This window comes from Vibrio profundum, from assembly GCF_050337555.1.
Taxonomy (GTDB): domain Bacteria; phylum Pseudomonadota; class Gammaproteobacteria; order Enterobacterales; family Vibrionaceae; genus Vibrio; species Vibrio profundum.
In genome coordinates this window covers 180,313-203,205 of sequence record NZ_JAKJTA010000005.1, presented here as the reverse complement: position 1 = coordinate 203,205, position 22,893 = coordinate 180,313, and the positions used below count along the sequence as shown (strand labels likewise).

Here is a 22,893-nt window from a genome sequence, read left to right as displayed (position 1 = left end):
TACACCCTCTCGTCACGGCTGCAACTATCGCTAGTGCTTGGGAAACTCAATAGTGAGTGAGTTGGTTGGATGTCGAGTCACAACTGCGTGTTGTTTTCGTGTGTGCTTTCCAAAAAGCTTCAGAAAATCGCTATTGAATCGTAAATAAATGACATGATCATTATGCCGACTTGTTTCGATTACGATAAGGCCTACCCAAAACTGCCTTAGAAAACTTGCAGAAGCTCCAAGGCAGTAACGTAAGTAATGTATTTGGTCTATGTTTTAGAACGTTGACCAACTCCTAACTCATCATTTTTTCATTCGGCTCGCAAGATCTGCGAACGGGTTATAGGTTGCGCTTTCGTGATCATCTAATCGCGCTGTCGGATCGACACCATAACGGTCGTGGTCAGTGTATTTTGAGTGTTCATGATCGTGGCAGTATATGCACAATAATTCCCAGTTGCTTCCATCTGATGGATTGTTGGTGTGATCGTGGTCTTTATGATGAACGGTCAACTCCCGAAGGTTAGAGTAAACAAACTCGCGAGCACAATTTCCACAAATCCAAGGGTAAAGCTTCAGAGCTTTTTCTCGATAGCCACTTTCTTTACGCGCGTACGCAGCACTAGAACCATAAAAATCTGACGACATAGTATCTATACCCTATTAAATAGTATTTAACCCTGTAAAGTAATGGAGCTTACTTTAACAAAATTGGGCTAGGTAACGCCACTCCCAGCCGCCAGATCGTATCGATGTTAGTGTTAAGCTGGCTCAATCGCTCAGTCTTTGATTCCTCGCAAACGAATCGATAAGTTAATTTCCAGCAAACGCACGATACGTTTGACCTGTTTCGGCCCCAAGTACAGAGCGTACATAGGAACTAGCTAAAGCGTCACCATCGACCGAGTGATATCCCGGAAAATAGTCAGCGTACTTTTCCACCGACTGAGTCAATACCGTAGGACTAACTGCATTGATACGGATTTTCCTCGGCAACTCGTTGGAGACAGCTTGCACAAAGTGCTGGATAGCGCCATTCAACGTTGCCGCACTCACACCATGACGTATTGTACGATCTGCGGTGATTCCTGTAGTCAAAGTGATACTACCTCCATCCTTTAGGTACTTGAGACCGATTTGCGTTAAGTTGATTTGCCCCATCAAGCGGCTTTGTATCCCTTTTTCCCAATCTTGACTGCTCAGTTGCAAAAACGAGTTAAACGCCACTTGGCCTGCTGCGCAGATGATCGCATCGACTGGCCCAACTTGCTCCAAAGCATTCGTGACTGAAAGAGGATCTGCGACATCTAATCGCACATCGCCAGACGTTCTACCTGCGCTCACTACCTCGTGTTGTTTTTCAAGTGCACCGACTACGTGTCGACCTATCGTGCCGTTGGCACCAATAACTAATACTTTCATCTTGTTTTCCTATTATTGTGTACGTAGTGAATTCTATTCTCTTGCCATTTGATGAAAAACAGCAAAAACTAAACCTATTGTTTACTAATTAGGGTTAATTGATGGACCTGACTCACTTACAGACCTTTCTAAAGGTGGCGGAAAACAACAGTTTTACTGGCGCGGCCGACGCTATTGACGTATCAAAAGGCTTAGTTTCTCGTCATGTTAAAGCCTTGGAAGCAAGCCTAAATTGCAAACTATTTCATCGCTCGACCCGTTCGGTAACGCTGACCGAAAGTGGTGAAGCTTTATTCTTAAAAGCTAAAAAAATTCAAGTGCTAGCGAGAGAGGCAGAAACTCAAGTTAAAGATATTTCCCAAGCGATTACGGGCGATCTAAGCATCACAGCCCCTCTAGAGCTTGGCAAAGCCTTGTGCCAACATGTAATACCAAGGTTCAAAGACTCCTATCCTGAGATAAATTTGCGATTAGACTTCGGCCCGCACGCTCGTAAAGTGGAAGAAGGCGACTTTGACATTGCGATACGAGCGGGAAAGGAATTACCCAGCGAAAGTGTGGCAAGAGAACTTGGCTACATCCGGCATGTGTTAGTCTCTAGCCCTCAATATCTAAAAGGACGTAGCTTTCTCGAGTTGGAAAACTTACTTACCGAAGACTTTGTTCTCTACCAAGAAGCCACTAAGACAACACAATTTGATCTGTTCAACGCAACGGGAAACTTTGAGCTCACCGTTTCAGGCAGCATTCGGTGCAATAGCTATAGCGGCGTTCTAGAACTGATACAACAAGGGTTAGGGGTTGCCAGCCTCCCCTATTATCAGGTCGAGCCGTTGATCAAAAGTGGTGAGCTCACTCATGTAATGCCCGATTATTCAATCAGGGCGCAACCTTTGCATATTGTTTATGCCTCTCATCGCTTAACGCCTAAAAAACTCGCGATGTTCAACCAAGCGGTGATGGATTGGCTGACACCTGAAACAGGCTATGTGGTCGATGAGAGAACTTGGCGGCCAAAATAGCGAACAATAACGCATCATCTCTTCGCTACTCATATATCAAAATGAGAGTATATACTTTGAGTACGTCCCGATAACTCAGCTGACGTAAAGAAGGTAAAATGAAATTCAATGTACATGGTGACTATAATTTTGAGTTTGTAGACGACATATTGATTATCCGTGTTGTAGGCAGTTGGAATGAAGAAGCTGCGATTCAATTTAGCGACACCCTGAAAGAGATTGTCGTCCGTTTAGACGGCAAACCTTGGGGTAACGTGCTCAATATGACGGAATGGGATTTATCGATTCCAGAAATATGGAATGTGTTGGGAGAGACCGCAATATGGCTTATGGATCACAACCATAAATTTGAAGCTGTGGTCGCTACCCATGCGATTGAGAAACATTTGATGAATCAAAGATTTGAAAGTACCCCTAACTTAAAAAAGGCCTTTTTCCGCAATGAGGTCGAGGCACTAAAATGGTGTCGGGAACAACAACATTATTTACAGGGCCTATAAACAAGTTAGATCAATACTCGGTTAGCCCATCAAACGTAAACACACTGGATCTGAGACGTTTATTTGAAGGCGGCTCAGAGATTCAACAACTTTCCCCCTTACACATACCTGCTTGCCGTTCCAACTTTTAATATCACCAAATTGGCTCTCAAGCCCGAATATAACGTCGCTATCAACGGCAATAGACAATGTTTGATTGGGGTATGGCAAGTCGAGGTTCAGGTAATCAATCTCATCTTCGTCGCTAATTTGTGCAATATCACCGCAAGCCACAACTAGCTGATTAACATAAAATGGCGCTTTATATGCCTCGATCTTTGGCTCTGCACACGCATAAGAGGAAGAAAGTAACACGATAGAAAATAAAAAATGTTTCTTCATAAACTTCATAAATTAGTTAGCTTATCGGGTGGGTAGCTTTCGCTATATTTTTGGTATATATGACTTTAACGACCAACTTAGTCACAACCCTTCGAGGAGCACCAGCTACGCCAACACTGTGGCTTGAGAAGGCCATACGCCCAAAGACTCCGACTAAACAGAAGGCTCCGATCGTAAGCATAACCCGAATCGTTTTTTTCATAGAGCGAGCGTCGTAGTCAAGCGGATTAAATCTGCTGCCCTGCTCGTTTAACTCGGTTACAGCCGCGCTCAATTGGCGAATTTCTAACTGAATATCATGCTGATAGTCTGGCTCCTGAGACAGGGTTATTAGCTTCTTCTCATAAACGGCAACCAATTTAATTCGTTCTTGCCTTCTGTTCTCTTCCGTTGGTGTCCGAGTCAATCGCTGCCTACGTAGTGCACGATGAACTTTTCCGATGACATTGGCTGGATTCGTGAACATTTGGTGGCGACTGACCCGCAGCACGGTCCCAAACTGGGAGATCAAGGCATTTTGCCGCGCAAGAAAATCTCGCCATCCATCCCTACCCTCGCCGTCAATCTCAATGGGTAGAGCGACACCCATTTCCTCATCCAAAATCATAAAGTCGATATAGTGGCTTTGGCCGTTCTCATCCAGAAAATGATATTGAGGAACCACATCCGACGGCGAAAGATTGGGTAACTTGCGGAAAACACCATCAACAAGGCATTCTTCGTAGCCAGAAACATCCACCATTTGCTTTTTATACAGATGTTTCCAGCTTTCCCAACTGTGCATATTACGAGCATATTTTGTATTTGCGAGTGCTTGGTAAGAGATATTCACGATACTTATTTCGTAGGTAGTTGACTAACTAACAATCTAATTTGTTGTTTTTAGTCATATTAACCTAATTGTAAGCAAGAGCCCAGTGTTGTCTTGGACAACAGAACCGAGTCATTACAATGCGCATAACGCCGAAGATCACAAACTCAAACTGGTGATACTAAAGTCCAGTAAATGCTCCTATCCTCCAGTATAAATATTATTGATAGCTCGTAATAATGACCCTCTTTACGCACAATTTGGGTGATATATGGAGATCCAATCTCTAATTAATGCCGACTTAATCTGTCTAGACCTCGCGGCAAAAACAAAACAAGACGCGCTTGCCGAAATGGCAACTTTACTCGACAAAGCAGGTAAACTCTCAGACAAAGAGCAATATCTGGCAGATGTTTGGGCACGAGAAGAAATTGGTAACACCGGATTTGAACAAGGCATTGCGATCCCTCATGCCAAGAGTCAACACGTCGCATCGCCCGCTATTGCCGTTGGTATCAGCCGAACTGGCATAGACTACGGCGCAGAAGATGGAGAGCCATCCGACTTAATCTTTATGCTTGCCTCACCGGACGGAAACGACAACCATCACATCGAAGTATTGGCTCAAATCTCCAGTAAACTGATCGAAGACGGCTTTATTGAAAAGCTAAAACAGGCTCCCAGCAAACAGCAAGCTCTTCAATTATTGCTTTCTCAAGACGCCGACTCTCAAATACAAAAACAACCTGCGCCAGCGAACTCCTCTGAGTCAAACAATTTAGACGCTGGCTATACCGACGACGACAAAAATATCAAAGCCAAATTAAGCCGAGTGAAAGAACACTTGCTTTACGGAACCTCTCACATGATTCCGTTTATCGTCGCGGGTGGTGTTTTACTGTCTCTTTCAGTGATGATATCAGGGCAAGGCGCAGTACCTGATCATGGGTTGTTGAAAGACATCGCTACGATGGGGATTGCAGGCCTAACCCTATTTACCGCCGTGCTTGGCGGTTATATTTCCTATTCCATTGCAGACAAACCGGGCCTTGCGCCGGGTATGATTGGCTCTTGGATCGCCGTGCAAAACTATCATACGGGGTTCCTAGGCGCGATTGTGGTGGGCTTTTTTGCAGGCTTCGTGGTATCCCAGCTCAAGCGCATTAAACTGCCAGACAGCATGACCTCACTCGGTTCGATTTTCATTTATCCGCTGGTCGGTACATTCATCGTCTGTGCCGCTGTCATGTGGCTATTTGGCGCACCGATCGCACACATGATGGCCGCAATGAACCATTGGTTGGCAAGCATGGCTGGCACAGGCAAAATTCTACTCGGAACCATTCTCGGGGCTATGACAGCCTTCGATATGGGTGGACCAATCAACAAAGTCGCGACCCTGTTTGCACAAACTCAGGTCAACACTCAGCCTTGGCTAATGGGTGGTGTCGGCATAGCGATTTGTACGCCACCGTTGGGTATGTTCCTTGCTACGCTTTTATTCCCGAAAAAATTCAAAAAGTTCGAAAAAGAAGCAGGGAAAGCCGCAGGGATCATGGGCCTTATCGGTATCACTGAAGGCGCAATTCCATTCGCCGCTGCCGACCCTATCCGCGTGATTCCATCAATCGTTGCGGGGGGTATCGTCGGTAACGTTACAGGCTTCATGTTCAATGTTATCAACCACGCGCCTTGGGGCGGTTGGATAGTGCTGCCTGTCGTCGATGGTAAGATTGGCTATATTATTGGCACGCTTGCCGGTTCCCTGACCACGGCGATTATCGTAGCACTATTGAAAAAAGACGCAGTAGAAGATGAAGCCGAGAGCATACTTCAAAGTACGGCGAGCAGCCATAACGTTGCGAAAGGCCAAGCACAAGTTATTGCTATCACCGCTTGCCCATCTGGCGTAGCCCACACATTCCTAGCCGCGAAGTGTTTAGAGAAAGCGGCTAACAAACTGGGTGTCACTATCAAAGTGGAAACTCAGGGCGCAAATGGCACCAATAATAAGTTAACGCCTAGTGATGTGGCCGCTGCACAACTGGTTATTTTTGCGCATGATGTCGCCATCAAGGACAAAGATCGCTTCGCCGGACTGCCTGCCGTCGATGTCGGAACCAAAGAAGCTATGCATAATGCGGAATTGATCATTCAATCCAAATTAAAGCCTGACACTGCTAGCACCACACCAGTGACCGCCTAACTAACGATGCCGTAGGGGCCGCTGCCCCTACGGATCTATTTACCTGATATCTTACCTATTCACCGCCGCGATTTGTATTTATCGCTAATACTCGTATTTAGGACTCTGTCACCGGAACATGTGCGGGTTCTCTATCACCAGTGAAGACTATCAGCAGAACCGCCGCCAATATACTCAACAAACCCGAACAAAACATCACTATTCCAAACCCAGCAGCCATAGAATTTCGATAGGTCGAGAGCAACCCTTCAGGGCTTGAAGGGAACTCATTATTGACAATTGCATGCCGAGCAATCTCGATGGCGCCTTGCATAGTACCGGAAGTGACTGCGTCAGCCATATGCTGGATTGCATAGAGACTCATAGCGCTGCCAAGTAAGGCAATACCCAATGTCATACCTATCTGTCGAAGCGCATTCATGGTTGCCGAAGCGATCCCTGCCTGTTCAGTCGGTGCGTATCCCATGACCATCATCCCAGTTGCAGGAACTGTAAGCCCCATGCCCAACCCCAATATCGCTAGGGCACCTCCGACAAAGATATAAGGGGTATTCGCCGTAAACAGTACCATTGAGCACAAGGACACTCCCACCAAAGTGTACCCACCCACCATCAGCGTTTTTAGCGATATATAATGTGCCATACGACCGAACAACAGAGACGCTGCTCCCATCACGACAAACTGAGGCATCAAGTGCAATCCAGCCATGGACGGGGTATCACCCTGCGCTTCCTGAAGATACAAAGACAGAAAGAAGAGACTAGCATAAGCAGAAAACCCGAGTGCAAAAGAGGCGATGTTTGCCACGGTCAGAGAAATATTACGAAACAGTTGAATGGGGAACAGCGGCCGTTTAACGGTCTTCTCAACCCCGATAAATACTCCAAAAAACACTGCGGCGCAGGAAAGTGGTAAGAGTACTTTCTCCATAGAAACGCCATGCTCGCCAATTTCAATTAGTGCATAGCAGAGCATCCCAAGCCATATCATGCTCAATACTTGGCCAACAGGATCAAATGTGGCGTGCTCTGGGTGTTTTCGCTCCGAAATTCCCCAAGTGCCAAGTAAGACCGCAACGATACCGATCGGGATATTGACCATAAAGATGCTTGACCAACCAATATGTTCAATCAATAGCCCACCGATCAAAGGGCCGGAAACGAGCGCGAGTGCGCTACTTGCCGACCAACCCCCAATCGCACGAGCGCGCTGTCGGGGATCCGGAAAAGCATGGGTCAATATTGGCATAGCCCCTGGGATCAACAGTGCACCAGCGACTCCTTGAACGGCACGGCCCCATAACAGGGTGTGAAGATCATAAGCTAAGGCGCAAATCAGAGAACCAATCACAAACAGAGTGACACTCCCCAGCCAAACTCTTTTATGGCCATATTTATCCCCTAATGGCCCCGCAGAAAGCATCACAGCGGATAGCGCAATCGCATAAATATTAACTATCCACTGTAGCCCCGCCATGTCTGCATGAAGAGCTTGTTGTAATGTAGGCAAAGCAACGTTGACGATACTAATGTCAAGCGTCGCTAGAAATGTCCCGAGATAGGCCGCAATGACCAGAGCATGAGTTCGATAACGGTGCATATTACTTGCGCTCAAACCTTAATGAGAATAAGAATCAATAACATACAAGACAATTAATGGCGGGTCAACTGGAAGAAATCACTCCTACCTAGATCTAGCTGTCGGAAACAACCCAGCCTGTTAAGTGGTTTAGGAAACGACGCCGAAATGCGCTGACTGTGATGCTATAGAAACACACACCACATTTAATGAGACTCAATCTTATTTTTTTAAGCATCCTAATCCCAATATGATAGACTTTAATTAAAGTCATTGATTTATGGGAAGTGCTTATGAAAGTAGTCGTAGAGTTTATTGAAGCTGGCCATTACAAAGATAACTTCTGGGATGATGATACTTTTGTTGAAGAAGGCGAAAGGCGCGCCGTTACTCCATCTTATGCCGCGCAATTAGTTGATCAAAAAAAGGCGAAATTTGTTAGAACTGATGACGAAAAGTAAAGCCAGAGACTTTCCTCTCCCAAGAAACGTTGCAATAGAGTCTCATCATCAGGTTATTCCTATGTACTTTGAGTTTCATAGCCCTCAACTTGCCGTTGGCACCATTGCAATGTTTCGTCATAATCAGACGAAAAAAACTGACCATATTGCGTCGGATGCCCCGCGCCGTCGTCAAGTTTAGTCACGAAATGGTTGATCATCTTCTGGTTGCTCACGATACCTTCGGCAATCATGCCATTCTCTGCAAACCACAAATACAACTCATCGAAATATTGCCAAACGTCGGGAGGACAATGCTCCCACTTTCTCAAGTCAACAAACAGAACCCAGTAAGAAGGCAAGGTATTTTCAACCAGTGCCCTTACTTCCTCTCCATATTCTTTTGCCATAGGTAGGTTCCAAGAGCCCTCAGCGACCTGGTATAAGATATGACCTTCCACTGAAAGATAAGATATGCCATGAACATTCTCTTTCATTTTTATTCCCACGTGATAACGACTACTAGTAGTATGAACCAGAGCTTCAAAAAGGAAAATTCTATCGCTGTACTCTGCTGGTTTTTGTCGAATACGGTACATACAACCGTCACTACATAAACGCTGGCGAACACTATATAGGCGTCTTTGGTATGACCGACACTGAGATAGAACTAGAACATATTTTTTGGGAAGCACGCTGGCAGCGCTGGGAAAACCTACCTCGCTTTTTACTGCCTTATTATTGCTTTTCGCACGGATACACAACCAAGAAAAACAAACCTGATTGGCTGCAAGCCAGAGAGAAAGGCCTGCGATCACGTACTGCAAACGATATCAATAATGCCGTATTATCAGCAGTGATCCCGGAAGCGGTGATTGTCGGTGAAATAAAAAGCCTTGAGAGAGAACAGAACCTGACGCGAGAATCGTTAACGACACTGCTTTCAATTCATCTTGAATATTGCGCGATCAGTAAGCAAGAACAAAAGCGACTCGAAGTGCTTGGTCTTTCATCGAAAATGCCCAAAGAATGGCATCAGGGGAATAAACAAAATCTACACATACGCCTACAAAAGGCGGAAATAAGTCTGCAGAAACCAGCCGATAAGTAGAGTACAAATAAAAGCCAAAGGCTACGTAAAAACGTAGCCTTTGAAGATTCTAATATCGACGAGTGGTAGTATCGATTACAAGAAATGCATACTTACGTTTAGGCTAAGCAATTTAATGTCGTCATGTTTTAAATTGTAAACATCATAGCTCGCACCAACGGCGATAGGGCCAAATGCATAATAGTTTGCACCGACACCGTACATCACATCGTATTCGCTTTCGTTATAGCTGCCGCTGGTAGATTTCACTTCATAGTCGTGAATACCACCACGTGCATACACCTGTAATGGGCCTAAATCCAAACTTGGGCGAAGCGCAATGTACTTGGTGTTAGCCTCTAACTCACCTGTAGTGTTGTCGTAGCCAGAACTGTCAAATTTACCAAAGTCTTGATAACCCGCTTCTAACCCCATCAAAGGCAATAACCCTAGACCTGTACCAACGTGCACACCATAAGCCGTTGAAGAATCACCGCCAAGATCAGATGAACCGACATCCACACCACCGTAAACCAGTGATTCAGCTGACGCCGTTGCGCAGCACCCTAACAAGGCAATGGTAAGCAATGCTTTTTTCATATCTAACCCTCTATTTTCCTTAATTTTTTATTATGTTGCTAGCATACCATGTGCAAGGTATTGCCGTACACCGTCAAAATTTTAGTACAACATCAAGCATAGCAAGTTTCATACCTTGAAAAATGTTAATCACTTAACACTCATCAATGGCATTTTTTATCCGTTTATCTGATACAGGGTAAGGGGTTCCTAACTGCTGGGCAAAAAAGCTGACTCTAAGCTCTTCAAGCATCCAACGTATCTGCTGCACATTAGATGGGATTTCGACTCCTGCGGGGATCTTATTTAATAGCTTTTTATAGTCGCTGGCGACGGCTTCTATTTTCAGCATATGTAAGCGATCTTTATTAGGGTCGATCGGCAGCTTCTCCATTCTGCGCTCAATGGCCTTCAGGTAACGTAATATGTCTGGCAGTTTTTTCCAACCTGACTCCGTTGCAAACCCTTTATAAATCAAACCTTCAAGTTGCGCTTTGATATCCGACAAGGCAAAGGCCATGGTGAAGTCTACTTTACCTTTTAACTTCTTGTTGATCTGAAAAGCTGTGGTCAAAATAGTTTCAACTTGCTTAGCTACGTCCACCACTGTTTCGTTAAGGTCGGCACGTATCTTTTCTTTTAGCTGTTCAAATTTCTCTGGTTGCCATACTAAGCCACCGTTTTCCACGATTAATTTATCAACCCCGCAAGCAATACAATCGTCAATCAAGTCTAAAACCTGACCGTACGGGTTAAAGTACAATCCTAACTTTGACTTGTTAGGTAGGTTAGCGTGCAAATACTTAATTGGTGACGGCACATTCAGCAACACAAGTCGGCGCTGACCAGCTTGCATTGCCATTGTCTGCTCTTGCTCCGTCTCAAACAGCTTAATTTCAACGCTGTCTTTATTATCAACGATGGCAGGGAAAGCCTTAACATCAAAACCGCCACGTTTTTGTTGGTATACTTCAGGCAGTTCGCCAAAGCTCCACGTGCTCAAACCTTGTTGCTCTATATCGTCGTCCGCAACTTTAGACAGTGTCTGTTGAACTTCGTCTTTTAGGCTCTCTTTCAGCGCAACCAACTCTTTACTTTCTTTCAATTTACGTTTGCGATGGTCTATCGCTCTGAAAGTAATCTTAAGGTGATCAGGAACTTGTGCTAAATTCCAATTCTCCCTAAGTATCTCGACCCCGGTCATGCGTCGCAGCTCTTTTTCTAAGCTATCGAGCAAAGGCACCTGCAAAGGGGTCGCCTTAGAAAGAAACGCATCAGCATAGTTTGGCGCTGGCACAAAATTCTTACGCAGCGTTTTAGGTAGAGATTTAATTAAACTCACGACCAGTTCATGACGCAGCCCCGGGATCTGCCAATCAAAACCGGCCGCTTCCACTTGGTTTAAGATCGGTAATGGCACATGCACCGTGACACCGTCACTATCAAAGCCGGGTTCAAATTGGTAACTTAATTTTAGTTTCAGCCCTGCTTGATGCCAAAAGTTTGGATAATCCAGTTCCGTTACGTGGCTCGCATCGCCCCGCAGCAGCATCGTTTTTTCGAAATTGAGTAACTCTCGGTTTTGTTTCGATGCTTGTCGCCACCAATCGTCAAAGTGACGCCCAGAAACCACTTCAGAATCAACCCGCTGATCATAGAAATCAAACAGCTCATCGTCATCGACTAAAATATCTCGGCGACGTGATTTATGCTCAAGCTCTTCCACCTCTTGCAATAGCTTGCGGTTTTGTTTGAAAAAGGCGTGCTTGGTTTCCCACTCTCCTTCAACAAGCGCACTACGCAAGAAAATCTCACGGCTGACTGACGGGTCAATATTGCTGTAGTTGACCAAGCGCTTCGCAACGATAGGCACTCCGTAAAGCATCACTTTTTCGTAGGCCATCACTGCCGCTCGTTTCTTCGACCAATGCGGTTCGCTATAGCTGCGTTTGATCAGGTGCTTCGCCAGTGGTTCAATCCATTCTGGTTGAATTTTCGCGATGATGCGGCCCCACAGTTTCGAGGTCTCCACCAGTTCAGCCGACATGATCCATTTAGGCTGCTTCTTAAATAGCCCAGATGCTGGAAAAATATTAAAGCGTGCGTTGCGAGCACCTTGATAGTTATTTTTCTCCGGGTCTTTCACCCCGATATGAGAAAGCAGCCCGACTAAGATTGCGCTGTGCACTCCTTCGTAACCCGCAGCAGTATCATTGAGCTTAAAGTCCATTTCACGCATTGCTTGATGTAATTGAAAATAAACATCCTGCCATTCTCGGATACGTAGGTAGTTTAAGTAGTCTTGTTTACACTGTTTTCGGAACTGATTACTTGATAACTCTTTCTGCTCTTTTTGCACATAGTTCCACAAGTTAACCAAAGTGAAAAAGTCAGAGTCTTCATGGAAGAAGCGGCGATGTTTGTCATCCGATGATTGCTGTTTATCCGATGGGCGCTCACGGGGATCTTGAATCGACAGTGCCGATGCGATAATCATCAATTCTTTCAAGCAGCCATATTTAGGCGCTTCCAACACCATGCGTGCCAGTCTTGGATCAATGGGTAAACGAGCTAACATCTGACCTGATTTAGTCAAACGCGTTTGTCCGTTGCGGCCTTTCGCGGTTTTTCTCGTGGTTGAAGCATCCTCAACCACACCTTCAGAAGCTTGCTCGTTGCTAGCAATCGCACCTAACTCTTCCAATAAGCGAATGCCGTCTTGGATGTAGCGTTTGTCTGGCGCTTCTACAAACGGAAACGCTTCAATGTCTCCAAGGCCCAGAGCGGTCATCTGCAAGATAACGGAAGCCAAATTGGTCCGCAGTATCTCAGGATCAGTAAATTCTGGTCTAGATTCAAACTCTTCCTCTGAATAGAGGCGAATACAAATCCCTTCTTCGACACGACCACAACGCCCTTTCCGTTGACTTGCACTTGCCTGTGAAATAGGCTCTATCGGAAGGCGTTGCACTTTGGTGCGATAACTGTAGCGACTAATGCGCGCCGTTCCCGGGTCAATAACGTACTTAATCCCCGGGACTGTCAATGAAGTTTCCGCGACGTTGGTCGCAAGTACAATTCGGCGACCAGCGTGAGGTTGGAAGATTTTATTCTGCTCACCCGCAGACAATCTCGCATACAGTGGCACTATCTCAGTGTCCCGTAGGTTGCGTTTCCCTAACGCATCCGCAGTGTCACGGATTTCTCTTTCACCGTTCATAAAGATCAGGATGTCACCTAACCCTTCATCACACAGCTCATCCACTGCGTCAAATATGCCTTCAATCTGATCGCGGTCGATATCGTCTTCACCACTTAATGGGCGATAGCGGGTGTCGACGGGGTAAGTGCGCCCCGAAACTTCAATAATCGGCGCATCACTAAAATGTTTGGAAAAGCGTTCTGGGTCAATCGTTGCCGAGGTAATGATCACCTTCAAGTCAGGACGGCGCGGCAGTAGCTCTTTTAAGTAACCCAAAATAAAGTCGATGTTTAAGCTGCGCTCGTGCGCTTCATCGATAATGATGGTGTCGTATTGGTTTAAAAATTTATCATGTTGAATCTCAGCCAATAAGATGCCATCAGTCATGAGCTTAACTTGGGTTTGCTCAGATATTTGGTCGTTAAATCGAACCTTATAGCCAACCAAATTCCCCAGCGGTGTTTCCATTTCTTCGGCAATACGATTTGCCACTGAGCGAGCCGCTAATCGGCGCGGCTGGGTATGACCAATAAGGCCAAACTTACCGCGACCCAGTTCAACACAAATTTTGGGGATCTGAGTAGTCTTACCTGAACCAGTTTCACCAGCGATGATCACCACTTGGTTTTCACTGATCGCTTGCGCAATATCGTCTTTCTTTTGACTTACTGGCAAAATCTCTGGGTATTCAATTTTGCACGTGGCCGAAGTACGCGCTTCAGCTTCAGAGATGGATTGAGCAATCCTCAGTGCAATATCATCAAGGGCGCGATTGCGAGATTCAGCATTTTTAATTCTGCTCGCGCCATGAATACGTTTACTAAAGCGGAAACGGTCGCGTAGCATGCACTCGCCTAACGCTGCTTTTAGCGTCTTAGCATCATTATTTTTTACTGTGTGCGCTTTTTCAGCGTTATTTTTTGGCAGTGACGTGGTCAAAGCGTTATCCATTCTTTCTAATACACAAAACTGGCGAGATTGTACCACAATAGGCGAGAATTTCGCTTGATTGCATTTCGATGATCAACGAATGTTTCTCGTTCAGCGCCAAGCGTAATATAATCACAGTAGATAGTCCGTCGCACGATCCATTTCGTTCAACCATCACTTGTACGATTCCACCATATTGACCATAGGCTGTACCCATTGTGAAAGTATCAGAGTTCAAACAAATGTTAACATTACTACCCGATCACGCCGACCCAGAGGTGGTCACTGGGGAGGAATGGTTACCTGAACGTTTGATTGGGTCACAACTGGATGGCGACCTACTCTTTTTGGAGTTTGACAACGCGCCAGATGAAGCCAGCGGAGACGATGAAGAACGCGGTTTTATGGAACACGAAATAGAATTGATCCAACATCGTTTTGAACAAATTCTGACGCAGCAAAGTGACATCAAATCCAAAACCGAAGCGATGGTATCGCTATTTGTTATGGCTCACGAAAAGTCCAGCTCAGACATCATCGAAATGCTAGAAAGCGAGCAGGCTTGAAAGACTGAATGCTGCAGATAGTAAATGCTGCGCAGCGACACCAATAAACATGCCAATCAGCAGGCCAATGCCATACGCTTTCAGCCCTGCGTTCCGCCTTAAACATATCGTTTAACAAAGTCGATAAAGGTCTTATCAGCCTTAGATTGATAGCCGTTTTTACGCCATGCGAGTGCCAAATCTAGATGTATGCCTTGTTCAAAGGGAATACCGACGACCCCGGATTCTTGTTCGGGGACGAAGTCGAGCAACACGGAGATGGCAAACTCGCGTCGGACAATATTCAAAATCATCGCGACAAGGTTCGTTTCAAAAGCGAGCCGTAGCTCTTTTCCCAAACGCTGAGACACGTCATCAATTAAATCACGATGGAAATAGCCCGGCTTAAACATCACCAGCTCTTCCGCTAGAAAGGATTCAATGGGTAATGTTTTTCGCTCGGCAAACGTGTGATTGTCCCCAACGACCGCCACCATTTGCGCGCTCATTAGATGATCCACTTCCAGATCGTCCGGTGCGTCTTGTTCGATAATCACGCCAATGTCTAACTCACCGCTAAGCAGCATTTGCTTAATTGAACTGGCACCGGCGTCAATGAGCACTAACTTGAGATTGGGATAGTGGGACTTAAATGCCATCAAGATTTCAGGGAATATATAGGAGCCGACCATACTCGGCGCCCCAAGTCTTACCTCCCCTTTTTCAAGCCCAATCAGCTCATTGATGGCAAGCTGAGCGTCATCTATTTGTTGCTGCACCTTCTTCGCATGCTCGTAAAGTATTTTGCCTTCAGCGGTTAACTCTATTTTTCGGTCACTGCGCAGAAACAGGTTCACACCGAGCTGAGATTCAAATTTCTTGATTGAAATACTAAGCGCGGGCTGAGCGATATTTAGCGCTTTAGCCGCGGAGGTGAAACTGGCATGCTCGGCGACGGCCACTAAATGAGATAATTGTCGGCTGTTCATAGTCCATATAAAAAATATATCGTAGTTATTACTTTAGTATATTTTATATATCCATATTGGAGTGCTAAATTGATCACATTCTCCTTCGAACTACACCAATATGATTGAATACGGCACCGCTTCCTATCGAAAAATCACGCTAAGCCTTGCACTCGGCTCATTTTTGATTTTTTGCAACTTGTACCTGTTCCAGCCGATTCTGCCCTTGCTAGCCAAAGAGTTCGCGATGGACGAAACACGCATTAATTGGATTTTCGCCGCAACGACTCTAGCCCTTTCAGTTTCTTTGGTGCCTTGGGCAATTGCGTCTGAGTCTTTCGGCCGCAGAATAACCATATTGATCGGCTTATTTGCGATTCCGGTTATCGGTGTGTCACTCATTTTCGATAACAGTTTCTACTTGCTGGTCGCAGGACGAGCCATATTAGGCTTGGCTATCGCCGCGTATGCCGCTGTCGCGGTCGCTTATATGGCGGAAGAGCTCAGTGCCCAAGCGTTTAGTAAAGCCATTGGCACCTACATTGCGGCAAACTCCTTAGGTGGAATTACGGGAAGGCTTGCTGGCGGCATTCTCTCTGAATGGTTAGGTTGGCAGCAAGCGGTCCTATTTATCGCTGCGTTAACCTTGCTTGGCGCAATACTAATTGCCTACATGCTACCTCACCAGCAGCACTTCAAACCTCAGAAAGGGTTGTTCTACTACCACAACCGAGCCATCATTCGTCACCTAAAAAACAAAATGTTATGGATAGCCATGTTGATTGGCGGAGCCAACTTCGCTTTATTCGTCAATATTTATACCGTCATGGGATTTCGACTCGTCGCCGCACCCCACAACTTATCCATCGGCCTCGCATCGATGATTTTCCTTTGCTACCTAGCAGGCACGCTTAGCTCCACCCTTGCAGGTAGATGGAGTCAAAAACATCACCCCATCAAAGGAATTCTACTTGGTACCTTATTCAATTTCGTTGGCTTATGCATGGGTTATATGGATTCCATCGGCGCCATGATTGCCTGCCTATTACTTCTTAGCATGGGCGGCTTCTTTGTCCATACTCTGGCTTACGCTTGGGTCAGTCAAAAGGCAACAGAAGCCAAAGCGACCGCGACAGCGCTTTACTTAGTTCATTACTACATCGGCGGTAGCATCGGAGGATTCTTATTGATCTACAGTTGGCAAACATTTGCTTGGATGGGCATCATGACAGCTGGAGGAATATTGTGTATTGCGGTCGGCGCACTCAGCTTCACATTACGTCACCAAGAAGAAACACAAATACCAGATCATGCTGATCAAAGATCAAATAAATGGATTAAGTCGAAAGTCTGATACAATGAGCCGCATAGTTTATGCCCTGAAATATTCAAAGAACCCGATACAATGACTCAAACAATTACCTCAGAAGTGAATACGTGGTTAGAAAAGGTTGTGATTGGCCTAAACCTATGTCCGTTTGCGGCAAAACCTTCACGTAACAAGCAAATTAGAATCGCTATATCTGAAGCGACAGATGAAGAAGCGCTACTGGCTTCTATCCTAACTGAGTTAAATACGTTGACCAGCACCAGCGTTGACCAGTTAGAAACAACGTTAGTCGTCGTTCCTCAGATGCTACAGGACTTTGATGACTATAACCTATTTTTGAATTGGACTGACGCGCTATTAAAGCAGCAACAATTAGAAGGCATTATCCAAGTGGCGACATTCCACCCTAATTATTGCTTTGCTGGTTGTGAGCCAGAGGATGCCGAGAATCTCACCAATCGTTCGCCATACCCTATTTTTCACCTTATCCGAGAAGACAGTTTGGAGAAGGTACTGCAGTACTACCCTGAACCTGAAAAGATCCCTGAGAACAACATTAATAAAGTCAATGAACTGACAGATGAGCAGGTTAATACTCTCTTTCCTTATTTGCAGCGGTAGGTTGTTATTTTTGAGGTTAGATTAACGATTCGCTACTCGGCGGAATGAAGTTTCGAGTGTTGACCTGGTTTCTACCTTGATTCTTCGCTTGGTATAAGCACTCATCCGCCATTAGAATAAGCTCATCTAAAAATGTCCTATTGCATTCTTGATCGATGTCGCCGAGAACAAAATGGCATGCACCTATCGAGACTGTAATAGGGTCATCGCCTGCTTTCACTTCCTGAACCGACTGATGTAATTGATTGAGAATGTCGACCCGCTGAGCCAACGGTTTTTCCGGTAGCCAAACGAGAAACTCTTCACCGCCAAATCGCGCAAGATAATCTGTTGACCCTACCACCTGCTTGAGTTTGTCCGCTACATTTTTAAGAACTTCATCTCCGACTTGATGACCATAGGTATCGTTGACTATTTTGAAGTGGTCGATATCCACCAATGCAATCGTACCGGTTCCGCCCGCGCGCTTGATTTTATCAAGGTCGCTATTTAGCGTTCGAAACATACAGCGCCGATTGGATATTTGAGTGAGGGGGTCGATAAGTGCTTGCGCTTCCAGTTTACGATTCAGCACTTGTAGTTGCTGCTCCTGCTTGCGCCTGATCATCTCGACTTCAATCCAAGAGGCCATCAACTTTATCGCGTCGATATCAGTTTGCTCAAATGGTTTGTCATGAGGATCAACAGAAGAAAAATTGAGGGTGCCGACGACCTCGTCATCGACAAAGATAGGAATACCTATATACGACTCTAAACCCAAACTGCTGTAAGCAGGGTGCGATGAGAATTTCTCATCCTGCTTCATATAACTGATGGCGACAGGGGCAAAAGCGCTACAGGTGATCTCACAATAGGTTAATGAGTAATCAAAAATATCACCTTGATTAATATCAAATTCTTCGGGAGTCACGCAATTAAGAATGGTATATGTCGAGCCTTCAATCTTCGACAAGATGCCAATATCTAAGTTGAACCTTTCCAAGCCTAAGATAAGTAGTTGGCTGATCTGAATATCAAATCCTTTCTGATAATCGTTCGTGATCTGATAGATACGGCGGATCAGCTCTTCACTTTCATTAATAGCAGCCATACTTCCTCTTATGAGTTCAGGTCCATCCACACTCTTATACCTGATATTAAAGACTAATCATTACGTTATCGCAATGAAGTGGGTCTGAAACCGTGGCAGAAGTACTAAATAAAGCGATATTTTTCCAACACAGTCAGTAGCCCTAGGGAAGGTGGTTTGCTAAAATGCGCCCATTTCTATGATTGGATTGACCTAAATGCGCATAGCCAAGTTAACTCAAGATATCTTCGATCACTTATATCAAGACATCGTCGAATTTCGCAGTACTTTTGATCTTCCTGTTAGCGATCAAAACAGTTTAGACAGCCAAGCTGATACTCTCCACAGCTCATTAGCCATTGAAGAACTGACCGAACTCGCCGAAGCTACGGACAAAACTGAACAAGCCGATGCGATTGTCGACAGTGTCTACGTGCTGATGGGACGTTTAGTTCACCTAGGCCACGCTAAGCTGGAAGATAATATTGCAATCAGCTACCTAATCGACTTGCTGCTACACGTAGCCAGTAATCGCGGCATTGATTTTCTTCCGTGTTGGGACGAAGTACATTCAAGCAACATGAGTAAAGTTTGCCGAACCGAACAAGAATACCGCGACACAGAAACTCATTACGCTGAGCAAGGCATCAAGTTAATGTCTATTGAGAAAGGCAACTATATTATTGCCAAGTGTGCTGAAGATTTTACAGTTGAAGGTAAAACAGTCCGCCGCGGAAAAGTGCTGAAGTCGGTTTACTACCGACCTGCTAACCTTAACGAGTTGACTGCATAAAAAACTGCTTAAAAAAATGCCACCTTACACAAGTGTAGGGTGGCCAAACAGATGTTAGCACTAAAAGATATTTAGCCTAACAAGAACGAGAATGTACCTTTTCTATAATACAAACCTCATGCCAATGATAAAACCTTCATAACCTATTGATTTTAAAGGGAGTGAAAGTTCATCTTCACATTTACTCGGTCACTTGCTCACCAAAAGCGAGCGTCATGCACCAAAATCAATCAAAAACAAGCACTTGTTTATTGTTGACGCGGGTCAATATCACCTCAGTATGAAACACTTCACTTATGGTGTTTGGCTGTAACACTTGCTCAGCGCTGCCTTGTTTAACCAAGGTACCTTTATCGAGTAACAACACGTGATCAGCTTGATTTAAGGTGCGATTGAGATCGTGGTTAGCCATTATCACGGTAATACCCTGCTTCGCTACCTGATCAATAAGCCGGTACAGCAGCCTATCTTGCCCAACGTCTAAAGCAGTGGACGGCTCGTCTAGAATGAGAAGTTTCGCCTCAGGATTTAAAGTCGGCCACACTTGTAGGCAAACACCCAATAACCTCACTCGTTGCCATTCCCCTCCAGACAACTGATTAATTGAGCGATGAATTTTATTGTCTATATTAAGAAGCTGAGACAACTGACTAATCACTTCTGCCAGCTCTGGTGAAGCCTTTTTATGCCGAGGAGCCGACAACGACAAATATTGAAACACAGGGATGCTAAAAACAGGCTTGTCACTTTGTGCTAGGTAGGCACGATATAACGACAGCTCAGCGATCGTTAATGCACTCAACTCTTGGCCGTCTAATTTCACGTATCCTTGAAATGCCATTATCCCAGCTAACGCCGACAATAAGGTACTTTTTCCGCTCCCATTGGGGCCAACAACATGGACGACTTCCCCCGCTTTACAGGAAAAGGAAAGTGGTAAAACTCTTTCCCCCACTGACAGGCTCTTAACGCATATCATGGTTTTTCACCAACATCCAAATAAATATAGGAGCGCCCAGTGTGGTTGTGACCACACCGAGAGGAAGCTCGCCAGCGTGTAAGGCTGTGCGCGCAATAAGATCTGCCAAAGCTAATAAAGTAGCGCCTAAAATAGCGCTAGCCGGAAGCAAGTATTTATTTTCAGAGCCCAAACATAATCGAATCAAGTGTGGTACAACCAAGCCGACGAAGCCTATTATTCCGCCTAGTGCAACAGCCCCACCAACCAATATCGACGTCGCAAACACCAATCGCCAGCGGATCGAAAGCACATTAAGCCCCAACTGAGTCGCATGTATTTCACCCAGCATCAATGTATCCAGCGTAATCCCTTGCTTGCACAACCAAACGACACAAGGAAGCATCAGTGCTAACAAGTAGAGTTGTGGCCAACTCATCCCAGACACGCTGCCCATCAACCAATATAGGAGCTGTCGCAAGTTGAAGTTGTCACTGAAATAAAATGCCCAGGTGGTGACCGCTCCCGCCAAAATACCCAACGCGACGCCAACCAATAGCAAGCGAGAGGTAGTCATTTGCATCAACTTGGCTAGGATAACTAATAAACTGGTAAAGACTAAAGCCCCCAGTACCGCTGCAATCATAAAACCAATGGGTGTTGACCATGCTGGGAGAAAAAACAACACCATCACCATCGCAAGGCTCGAGCCGTTGGAGATGCCAAGCACCCCAGGTTCAGCCAAAACATTACCCAACAGAACTTGCAAGCTTGCGCCCGCCACCGCCAGCGATGCACCAATCGTTAGCACTGCAATTAGCCTAGGTAACCTAAGTTCAACGAGAAGCGTTTTATCTAATGCACTTAGCGGCTTGAACGGCGATATCACCACGCTGCCCAGCGCTAAATACGTCAAGCTCACCAGTAACATCACCCCCAGCAAAACAAGTATCGCTATTTGCCAGCGGCGCACCGTCTTTTGTATCAGTCGATTAAAATCCATACACCACGTTTGCTAACCAAAAAAAAAACGGCTTAACGTTACCGTTAAGCCTGAATGATGTCGTCTACAAGTCAACAGGTCTAATCATAGATCAACTGTTCATTCTCGTAACGTGTTGTCACTTCGCATACCATCAACGCCGCTCTTTGGCCGACCGCGACGCGTCGATTAGGGAAGACTATAGACTCCCCTTCATTTTTCGCCATCAAAGGCTTGTCGCCATCATTGCCAAATACTTCACCGTGCTTAAAAGAGGTAAAGTTTTCTACATCGTCAGAAAACAAGAAATTAAAATCCGCATGAAGCCGAACCACTGTGCGGCTAACTCGGTAGATAATTGGCTTTTTCGCTTCAATCTCCGAAGACTTTCTCGCCACTAAACCCCGCAATGAAGTATCGAAAGACTCAAGTTTTTTCAAATCATTTTCGCCAATTCTCGCCACTCTGCCGAGCTCTAACGTAACGGCTTGCGCTGCGTAATTCTCCGCACTAAACCAGCTGAAAGTACCTGAGGGTGCATTAGATAACAAAATCGCATCTACGTGTCCGCGTTCAATAAATTCAATTAATTCACGGCTACGTACGGCGTGGCGAGCTTTCGGACTGACCGCGAAAGAATAGTGCTTAGATAAGCGGATCGCACTATGCAGATCGAGATGCCATCGGGTTTCTTCTGACGTGCCTTGGAAAAAATCGTCCACCAACTGTTTAAGGTTTTCAGCAATCACTCTTTCTTTACTTGAGCTCTGATCTTTATTGAGTGGGTGCTCTTTGTTATCAAATAGACGATTTAAGTTTTCTTCAACGAAACGAGTATGCTGATTGGTCGCTTCAGGGTGAGCGATAATAAATAGGCAACGCTCACTGATTAGCTGAAAGCCAGTCACCACATCTTTTAATATGGCGTCCACCAGCTCCATCGGCCCAGTTTCATCGCCGTGAACGCCGCAAGAAATAATGAGGTGTTTAGTGTCGTGGTCAACATGGCTAGGAATCACTTCTAGCACACCCCGTTGATGAATTTTAATTCGGGTGCCATAAGCGACCACCTCTTCACGAGGGGTAATATCTGAAGACAGATCTAGAGTGTCTAACAGGAAAGACTGACGAAAGAGAGAGTTCGACATGTGCTACTCCTTTATTGCACAGAGGTAAGCAAATAAATTAAGAAAATTTATACTAATGCCCCTTCACCGATCAAGATGAATACCCAATCTAGCTACGGGCGAGGCCACAAATAAGAGATCTGTGAGCCAAGAACAAGCATTTGAATGGCACGCAGTCTATCACAAAGCCGGTAACTATCGCGTTGTTTATCATCGACAATTGAGCCCTTACTGAAATTTTTTTAATGGAACCTAATACGGGTATCGATTTCACTCAATCCAATAAACTAGAGTATGCCTGCAATAATACTTGCGTTATCATCCCTATAAACCAACTAGCAGACTCAAAT

22 protein-coding genes are annotated in these 22,893 nt (G+C 45.3%); 9 read left to right on the top strand and 13 right to left on the bottom strand.

Translation table 11 applies throughout. The features are described from left to right. Positions 1-291: 291 nt before the first annotated feature. On the bottom strand, positions 292-636 hold the full coding sequence (locus L4C34_RS05310; RefSeq protein ID WP_428788311.1) for a YajD family HNH nuclease: 345 nt from the start codon (positions 634-636) through the stop codon (positions 292-294). A gap of 165 nt (positions 637-801) precedes the next feature. Then, a complete protein-coding gene (locus L4C34_RS05305) occupies positions 802-1,410 on the bottom strand; it encodes a short chain dehydrogenase (protein ID WP_428788310.1) in 609 nt (202 codons plus the stop codon). A 101-nt stretch (positions 1,411-1,511) separates the two neighbouring features. Here L4C34_RS05305 and L4C34_RS05300 point away from each other — a divergent pair, with 101 nt between their 5' ends. Both L4C34_RS05300 and L4C34_RS05295 read left to right on the top strand, forming a co-directional pair. Then, complete coding sequence (locus L4C34_RS05300) at positions 1,512-2,432, top strand: LysR family transcriptional regulator (protein WP_428788309.1); 921 nt, start codon at positions 1,512-1,514, stop codon at positions 2,430-2,432. Between the two features lie 98 nt (positions 2,433-2,530). Then, positions 2,531-2,932 carry a hypothetical protein gene (locus L4C34_RS05295; RefSeq protein WP_428788308.1) on the top strand — a complete coding sequence of 134 codons (402 nt, stop codon included), beginning with the start codon at positions 2,531-2,533 and terminating at the stop codon, positions 2,930-2,932. A gap of 21 nt (positions 2,933-2,953) precedes the next feature. Here the strand turns inward: L4C34_RS05295 and L4C34_RS05290 are convergent, their stop codons facing one another. Both L4C34_RS05290 and L4C34_RS05285 read right to left on the bottom strand, forming a co-directional pair. Further along, entirely contained in the window at positions 2,954-3,313 is a 360-nt protein-coding gene (locus L4C34_RS05290; RefSeq protein ID WP_428788307.1) for a hypothetical protein, read from the bottom strand. Between the two features lie 16 nt (positions 3,314-3,329). Then, positions 3,330-4,145 carry a hypothetical protein gene (locus L4C34_RS05285; protein WP_428788306.1) on the bottom strand — a complete coding sequence of 272 codons (816 nt, stop codon included), beginning with the start codon at positions 4,143-4,145 and terminating at the stop codon, positions 3,330-3,332. Positions 4,146-4,395: 250 nt separating this feature from the next. Between L4C34_RS05285 and L4C34_RS05280 the strand changes: the two genes are divergently transcribed. Then, positions 4,396-6,330: a fructose-specific PTS transporter subunit EIIC gene (locus L4C34_RS05280; protein ID WP_428788305.1), complete on the top strand. Its 1,935-nt coding sequence runs from the start codon at positions 4,396-4,398 to the stop codon at positions 6,328-6,330. Between the two features lie 97 nt (positions 6,331-6,427). Here the strand turns inward: L4C34_RS05280 and L4C34_RS05275 are convergent, their stop codons facing one another. Beyond that, positions 6,428-7,930: an MFS transporter gene (locus L4C34_RS05275; RefSeq protein WP_428788304.1), complete on the bottom strand. Its 1,503-nt coding sequence runs from the start codon at positions 7,928-7,930 to the stop codon at positions 6,428-6,430. Positions 7,931-8,202: 272 nt separating this feature from the next. On the opposite strand from L4C34_RS05275, the gene L4C34_RS05270 reads away from it, so the two are divergent. Continuing rightward, entirely contained in the window at positions 8,203-8,370 is a 168-nt protein-coding gene (locus tag L4C34_RS05270) for a hypothetical protein (protein ID WP_428788303.1), read from the top strand. Between the two features lie 59 nt (positions 8,371-8,429). On the opposite strand, the gene L4C34_RS05265 is transcribed toward L4C34_RS05270, so the two are convergent. After that, positions 8,430-8,846 carry a hypothetical protein gene (locus L4C34_RS05265; protein ID WP_428788302.1) on the bottom strand — a complete coding sequence of 139 codons (417 nt, stop codon included), beginning with the start codon at positions 8,844-8,846 and terminating at the stop codon, positions 8,430-8,432. Between the two features lie 152 nt (positions 8,847-8,998). On the opposite strand from L4C34_RS05265, the gene L4C34_RS05260 reads away from it, so the two are divergent. Then, the gene (locus L4C34_RS05260; RefSeq protein ID WP_428788301.1) at positions 8,999-9,460 is read left to right on the top strand and encodes a hypothetical protein; all 462 of its coding nucleotides are present in this window, start codon (positions 8,999-9,001) and stop codon (positions 9,458-9,460) included. Positions 9,461-9,535: 75 nt separating this feature from the next. Here the strand turns inward: L4C34_RS05260 and L4C34_RS05255 are convergent, their stop codons facing one another. Then, positions 9,536-10,039: an outer membrane beta-barrel protein gene (locus tag L4C34_RS05255; RefSeq protein WP_428788300.1), complete on the bottom strand. Its 504-nt coding sequence runs from the start codon at positions 10,037-10,039 to the stop codon at positions 9,536-9,538. A 133-nt stretch (positions 10,040-10,172) separates the two neighbouring features. Beyond that, positions 10,173-14,171, bottom strand: a complete 3,999-nt coding sequence (gene hrpA, locus L4C34_RS05250) for an ATP-dependent RNA helicase HrpA (protein WP_428788299.1) — start codon at positions 14,169-14,171, stop codon at positions 10,173-10,175. Between the two features lie 197 nt (positions 14,172-14,368). Here hrpA and L4C34_RS05245 point away from each other — a divergent pair, with 197 nt between their 5' ends. Next, on the top strand, positions 14,369-14,716 hold the full coding sequence (locus tag L4C34_RS05245; protein WP_428788298.1) for a VC1380 family protein: 348 nt from the start codon (positions 14,369-14,371) through the stop codon (positions 14,714-14,716). A 98-nt stretch (positions 14,717-14,814) separates the two neighbouring features. Here the strand turns inward: L4C34_RS05245 and L4C34_RS05240 are convergent, their stop codons facing one another. Then, on the bottom strand, positions 14,815-15,684 hold the full coding sequence (locus L4C34_RS05240) for a LysR family transcriptional regulator (protein ID WP_428788297.1): 870 nt from the start codon (positions 15,682-15,684) through the stop codon (positions 14,815-14,817). Positions 15,685-15,784: 100 nt separating this feature from the next. Here L4C34_RS05240 and L4C34_RS05235 point away from each other — a divergent pair, with 100 nt between their 5' ends. Together L4C34_RS05235 and L4C34_RS05230 are read left to right on the top strand one after the other, a co-directional pair. After that, on the top strand, positions 15,785-17,017 hold the full coding sequence (locus tag L4C34_RS05235; protein WP_428788296.1) for an MFS transporter: 1,233 nt from the start codon (positions 15,785-15,787) through the stop codon (positions 17,015-17,017). 51 nt (positions 17,018-17,068) lie between these two features. Then, entirely contained in the window at positions 17,069-17,614 is a 546-nt protein-coding gene (locus L4C34_RS05230) for a DUF1415 domain-containing protein (protein WP_428788295.1), read from the top strand. Between the two features lie 16 nt (positions 17,615-17,630). Here L4C34_RS05230 and L4C34_RS05225 read toward each other — a convergent pair whose 3' ends face one another. Further along, complete coding sequence (locus tag L4C34_RS05225; protein ID WP_428788294.1) at positions 17,631-18,704, bottom strand: sensor domain-containing diguanylate cyclase; 1,074 nt, start codon at positions 18,702-18,704, stop codon at positions 17,631-17,633. A gap of 196 nt (positions 18,705-18,900) precedes the next feature. Here L4C34_RS05225 and L4C34_RS05220 point away from each other — a divergent pair, with 196 nt between their 5' ends. Next, positions 18,901-19,476, top strand: coding sequence for a nucleoside triphosphate pyrophosphohydrolase family protein (locus L4C34_RS05220; RefSeq protein WP_428788293.1), 576 nt, complete (start codon positions 18,901-18,903; stop codon positions 19,474-19,476). 226 nt (positions 19,477-19,702) lie between these two features. On the opposite strand, the gene btuD is transcribed toward L4C34_RS05220, so the two are convergent. The 3 genes from btuD to L4C34_RS05205 form a co-directional block, all read right to left on the bottom strand. After that, on the bottom strand, positions 19,703-20,455 hold the full coding sequence (btuD, locus tag L4C34_RS05215) for a vitamin B12 ABC transporter ATP-binding protein BtuD (protein ID WP_428788292.1): 753 nt from the start codon (positions 20,453-20,455) through the stop codon (positions 19,703-19,705). Further along, positions 20,442-21,437, bottom strand: a complete 996-nt coding sequence (gene btuC, locus L4C34_RS05210) for a vitamin B12 ABC transporter permease BtuC (RefSeq protein ID WP_428788291.1) — start codon at positions 21,435-21,437, stop codon at positions 20,442-20,444. The genes btuD and btuC overlap by 14 nt, the downstream gene beginning before the upstream one ends. An 80-nt stretch (positions 21,438-21,517) precedes the next feature. Further along, positions 21,518-22,564 carry a succinylglutamate desuccinylase gene (locus tag L4C34_RS05205; protein ID WP_428788290.1) on the bottom strand — a complete coding sequence of 349 codons (1,047 nt, stop codon included), beginning with the start codon at positions 22,562-22,564 and terminating at the stop codon, positions 21,518-21,520. Positions 22,565-22,893: the final 329 nt, after the last annotated feature.

Bases quoted from the DNA above. Each gene is read 5' to 3' on its own strand.
- L4C34_RS05310 (WP_428788311.1), bottom strand. From the start codon at position 636: ATGTCGTCAGATTTTTATGGTTCTAGTGCTGCGTACGCGCGTAAAGAA.
- L4C34_RS05305 (WP_428788310.1), bottom strand. From the start codon at position 1,410: ATGAAAGTATTAGTTATTGGTGCCAACGGCACGATAGGTCGACACGTA.
- L4C34_RS05300 (WP_428788309.1), top strand. From the start codon at position 1,512: ATGGACCTGACTCACTTACAGACCTTTCTAAAGGTGGCGGAAAACAAC.
- L4C34_RS05295 (WP_428788308.1), top strand. From the start codon at position 2,531: ATGAAATTCAATGTACATGGTGACTATAATTTTGAGTTTGTAGACGAC.
- L4C34_RS05290 (WP_428788307.1), bottom strand. From the start codon at position 3,313: ATGAAGAAACATTTTTTATTTTCTATCGTGTTACTTTCTTCCTCTTAT.
- L4C34_RS05280 (WP_428788305.1), top strand. From the start codon at position 4,396: ATGGAGATCCAATCTCTAATTAATGCCGACTTAATCTGTCTAGACCTC.
- L4C34_RS05275 (WP_428788304.1), bottom strand. From the start codon at position 7,930: ATGCACCGTTATCGAACTCATGCTCTGGTCATTGCGGCCTATCTCGGG.
- L4C34_RS05270 (WP_428788303.1), top strand. From the start codon at position 8,203: ATGAAAGTAGTCGTAGAGTTTATTGAAGCTGGCCATTACAAAGATAAC.
- L4C34_RS05265 (WP_428788302.1), bottom strand. From the start codon at position 8,846: ATGAAAGAGAATGTTCATGGCATATCTTATCTTTCAGTGGAAGGTCAT.
- L4C34_RS05260 (WP_428788301.1), top strand. From the start codon at position 8,999: ATGACCGACACTGAGATAGAACTAGAACATATTTTTTGGGAAGCACGC.
- L4C34_RS05255 (WP_428788300.1), bottom strand. From the start codon at position 10,039: ATGAAAAAAGCATTGCTTACCATTGCCTTGTTAGGGTGCTGCGCAACG.
- hrpA (WP_428788299.1), bottom strand. From the start codon at position 14,171: ATGGATAACGCTTTGACCACGTCACTGCCAAAAAATAACGCTGAAAAA.
- L4C34_RS05240 (WP_428788297.1), bottom strand. From the start codon at position 15,684: ATGAACAGCCGACAATTATCTCATTTAGTGGCCGTCGCCGAGCATGCC.
- L4C34_RS05235 (WP_428788296.1), top strand. From the start codon at position 15,785: ATGATTGAATACGGCACCGCTTCCTATCGAAAAATCACGCTAAGCCTT.
- L4C34_RS05230 (WP_428788295.1), top strand. From the start codon at position 17,069: ATGACTCAAACAATTACCTCAGAAGTGAATACGTGGTTAGAAAAGGTT.
- L4C34_RS05225 (WP_428788294.1), bottom strand. From the start codon at position 18,704: ATGGCTGCTATTAATGAAAGTGAAGAGCTGATCCGCCGTATCTATCAG.
- L4C34_RS05220 (WP_428788293.1), top strand. From the start codon at position 18,901: ATGCGCATAGCCAAGTTAACTCAAGATATCTTCGATCACTTATATCAA.
- btuD (WP_428788292.1), bottom strand. From the start codon at position 20,455: ATGATATGCGTTAAGAGCCTGTCAGTGGGGGAAAGAGTTTTACCACTT.
- btuC (WP_428788291.1), bottom strand. From the start codon at position 21,437: ATGGATTTTAATCGACTGATACAAAAGACGGTGCGCCGCTGGCAAATA.
- L4C34_RS05205 (WP_428788290.1), bottom strand. From the start codon at position 22,564: ATGTCGAACTCTCTCTTTCGTCAGTCTTTCCTGTTAGACACTCTAGAT.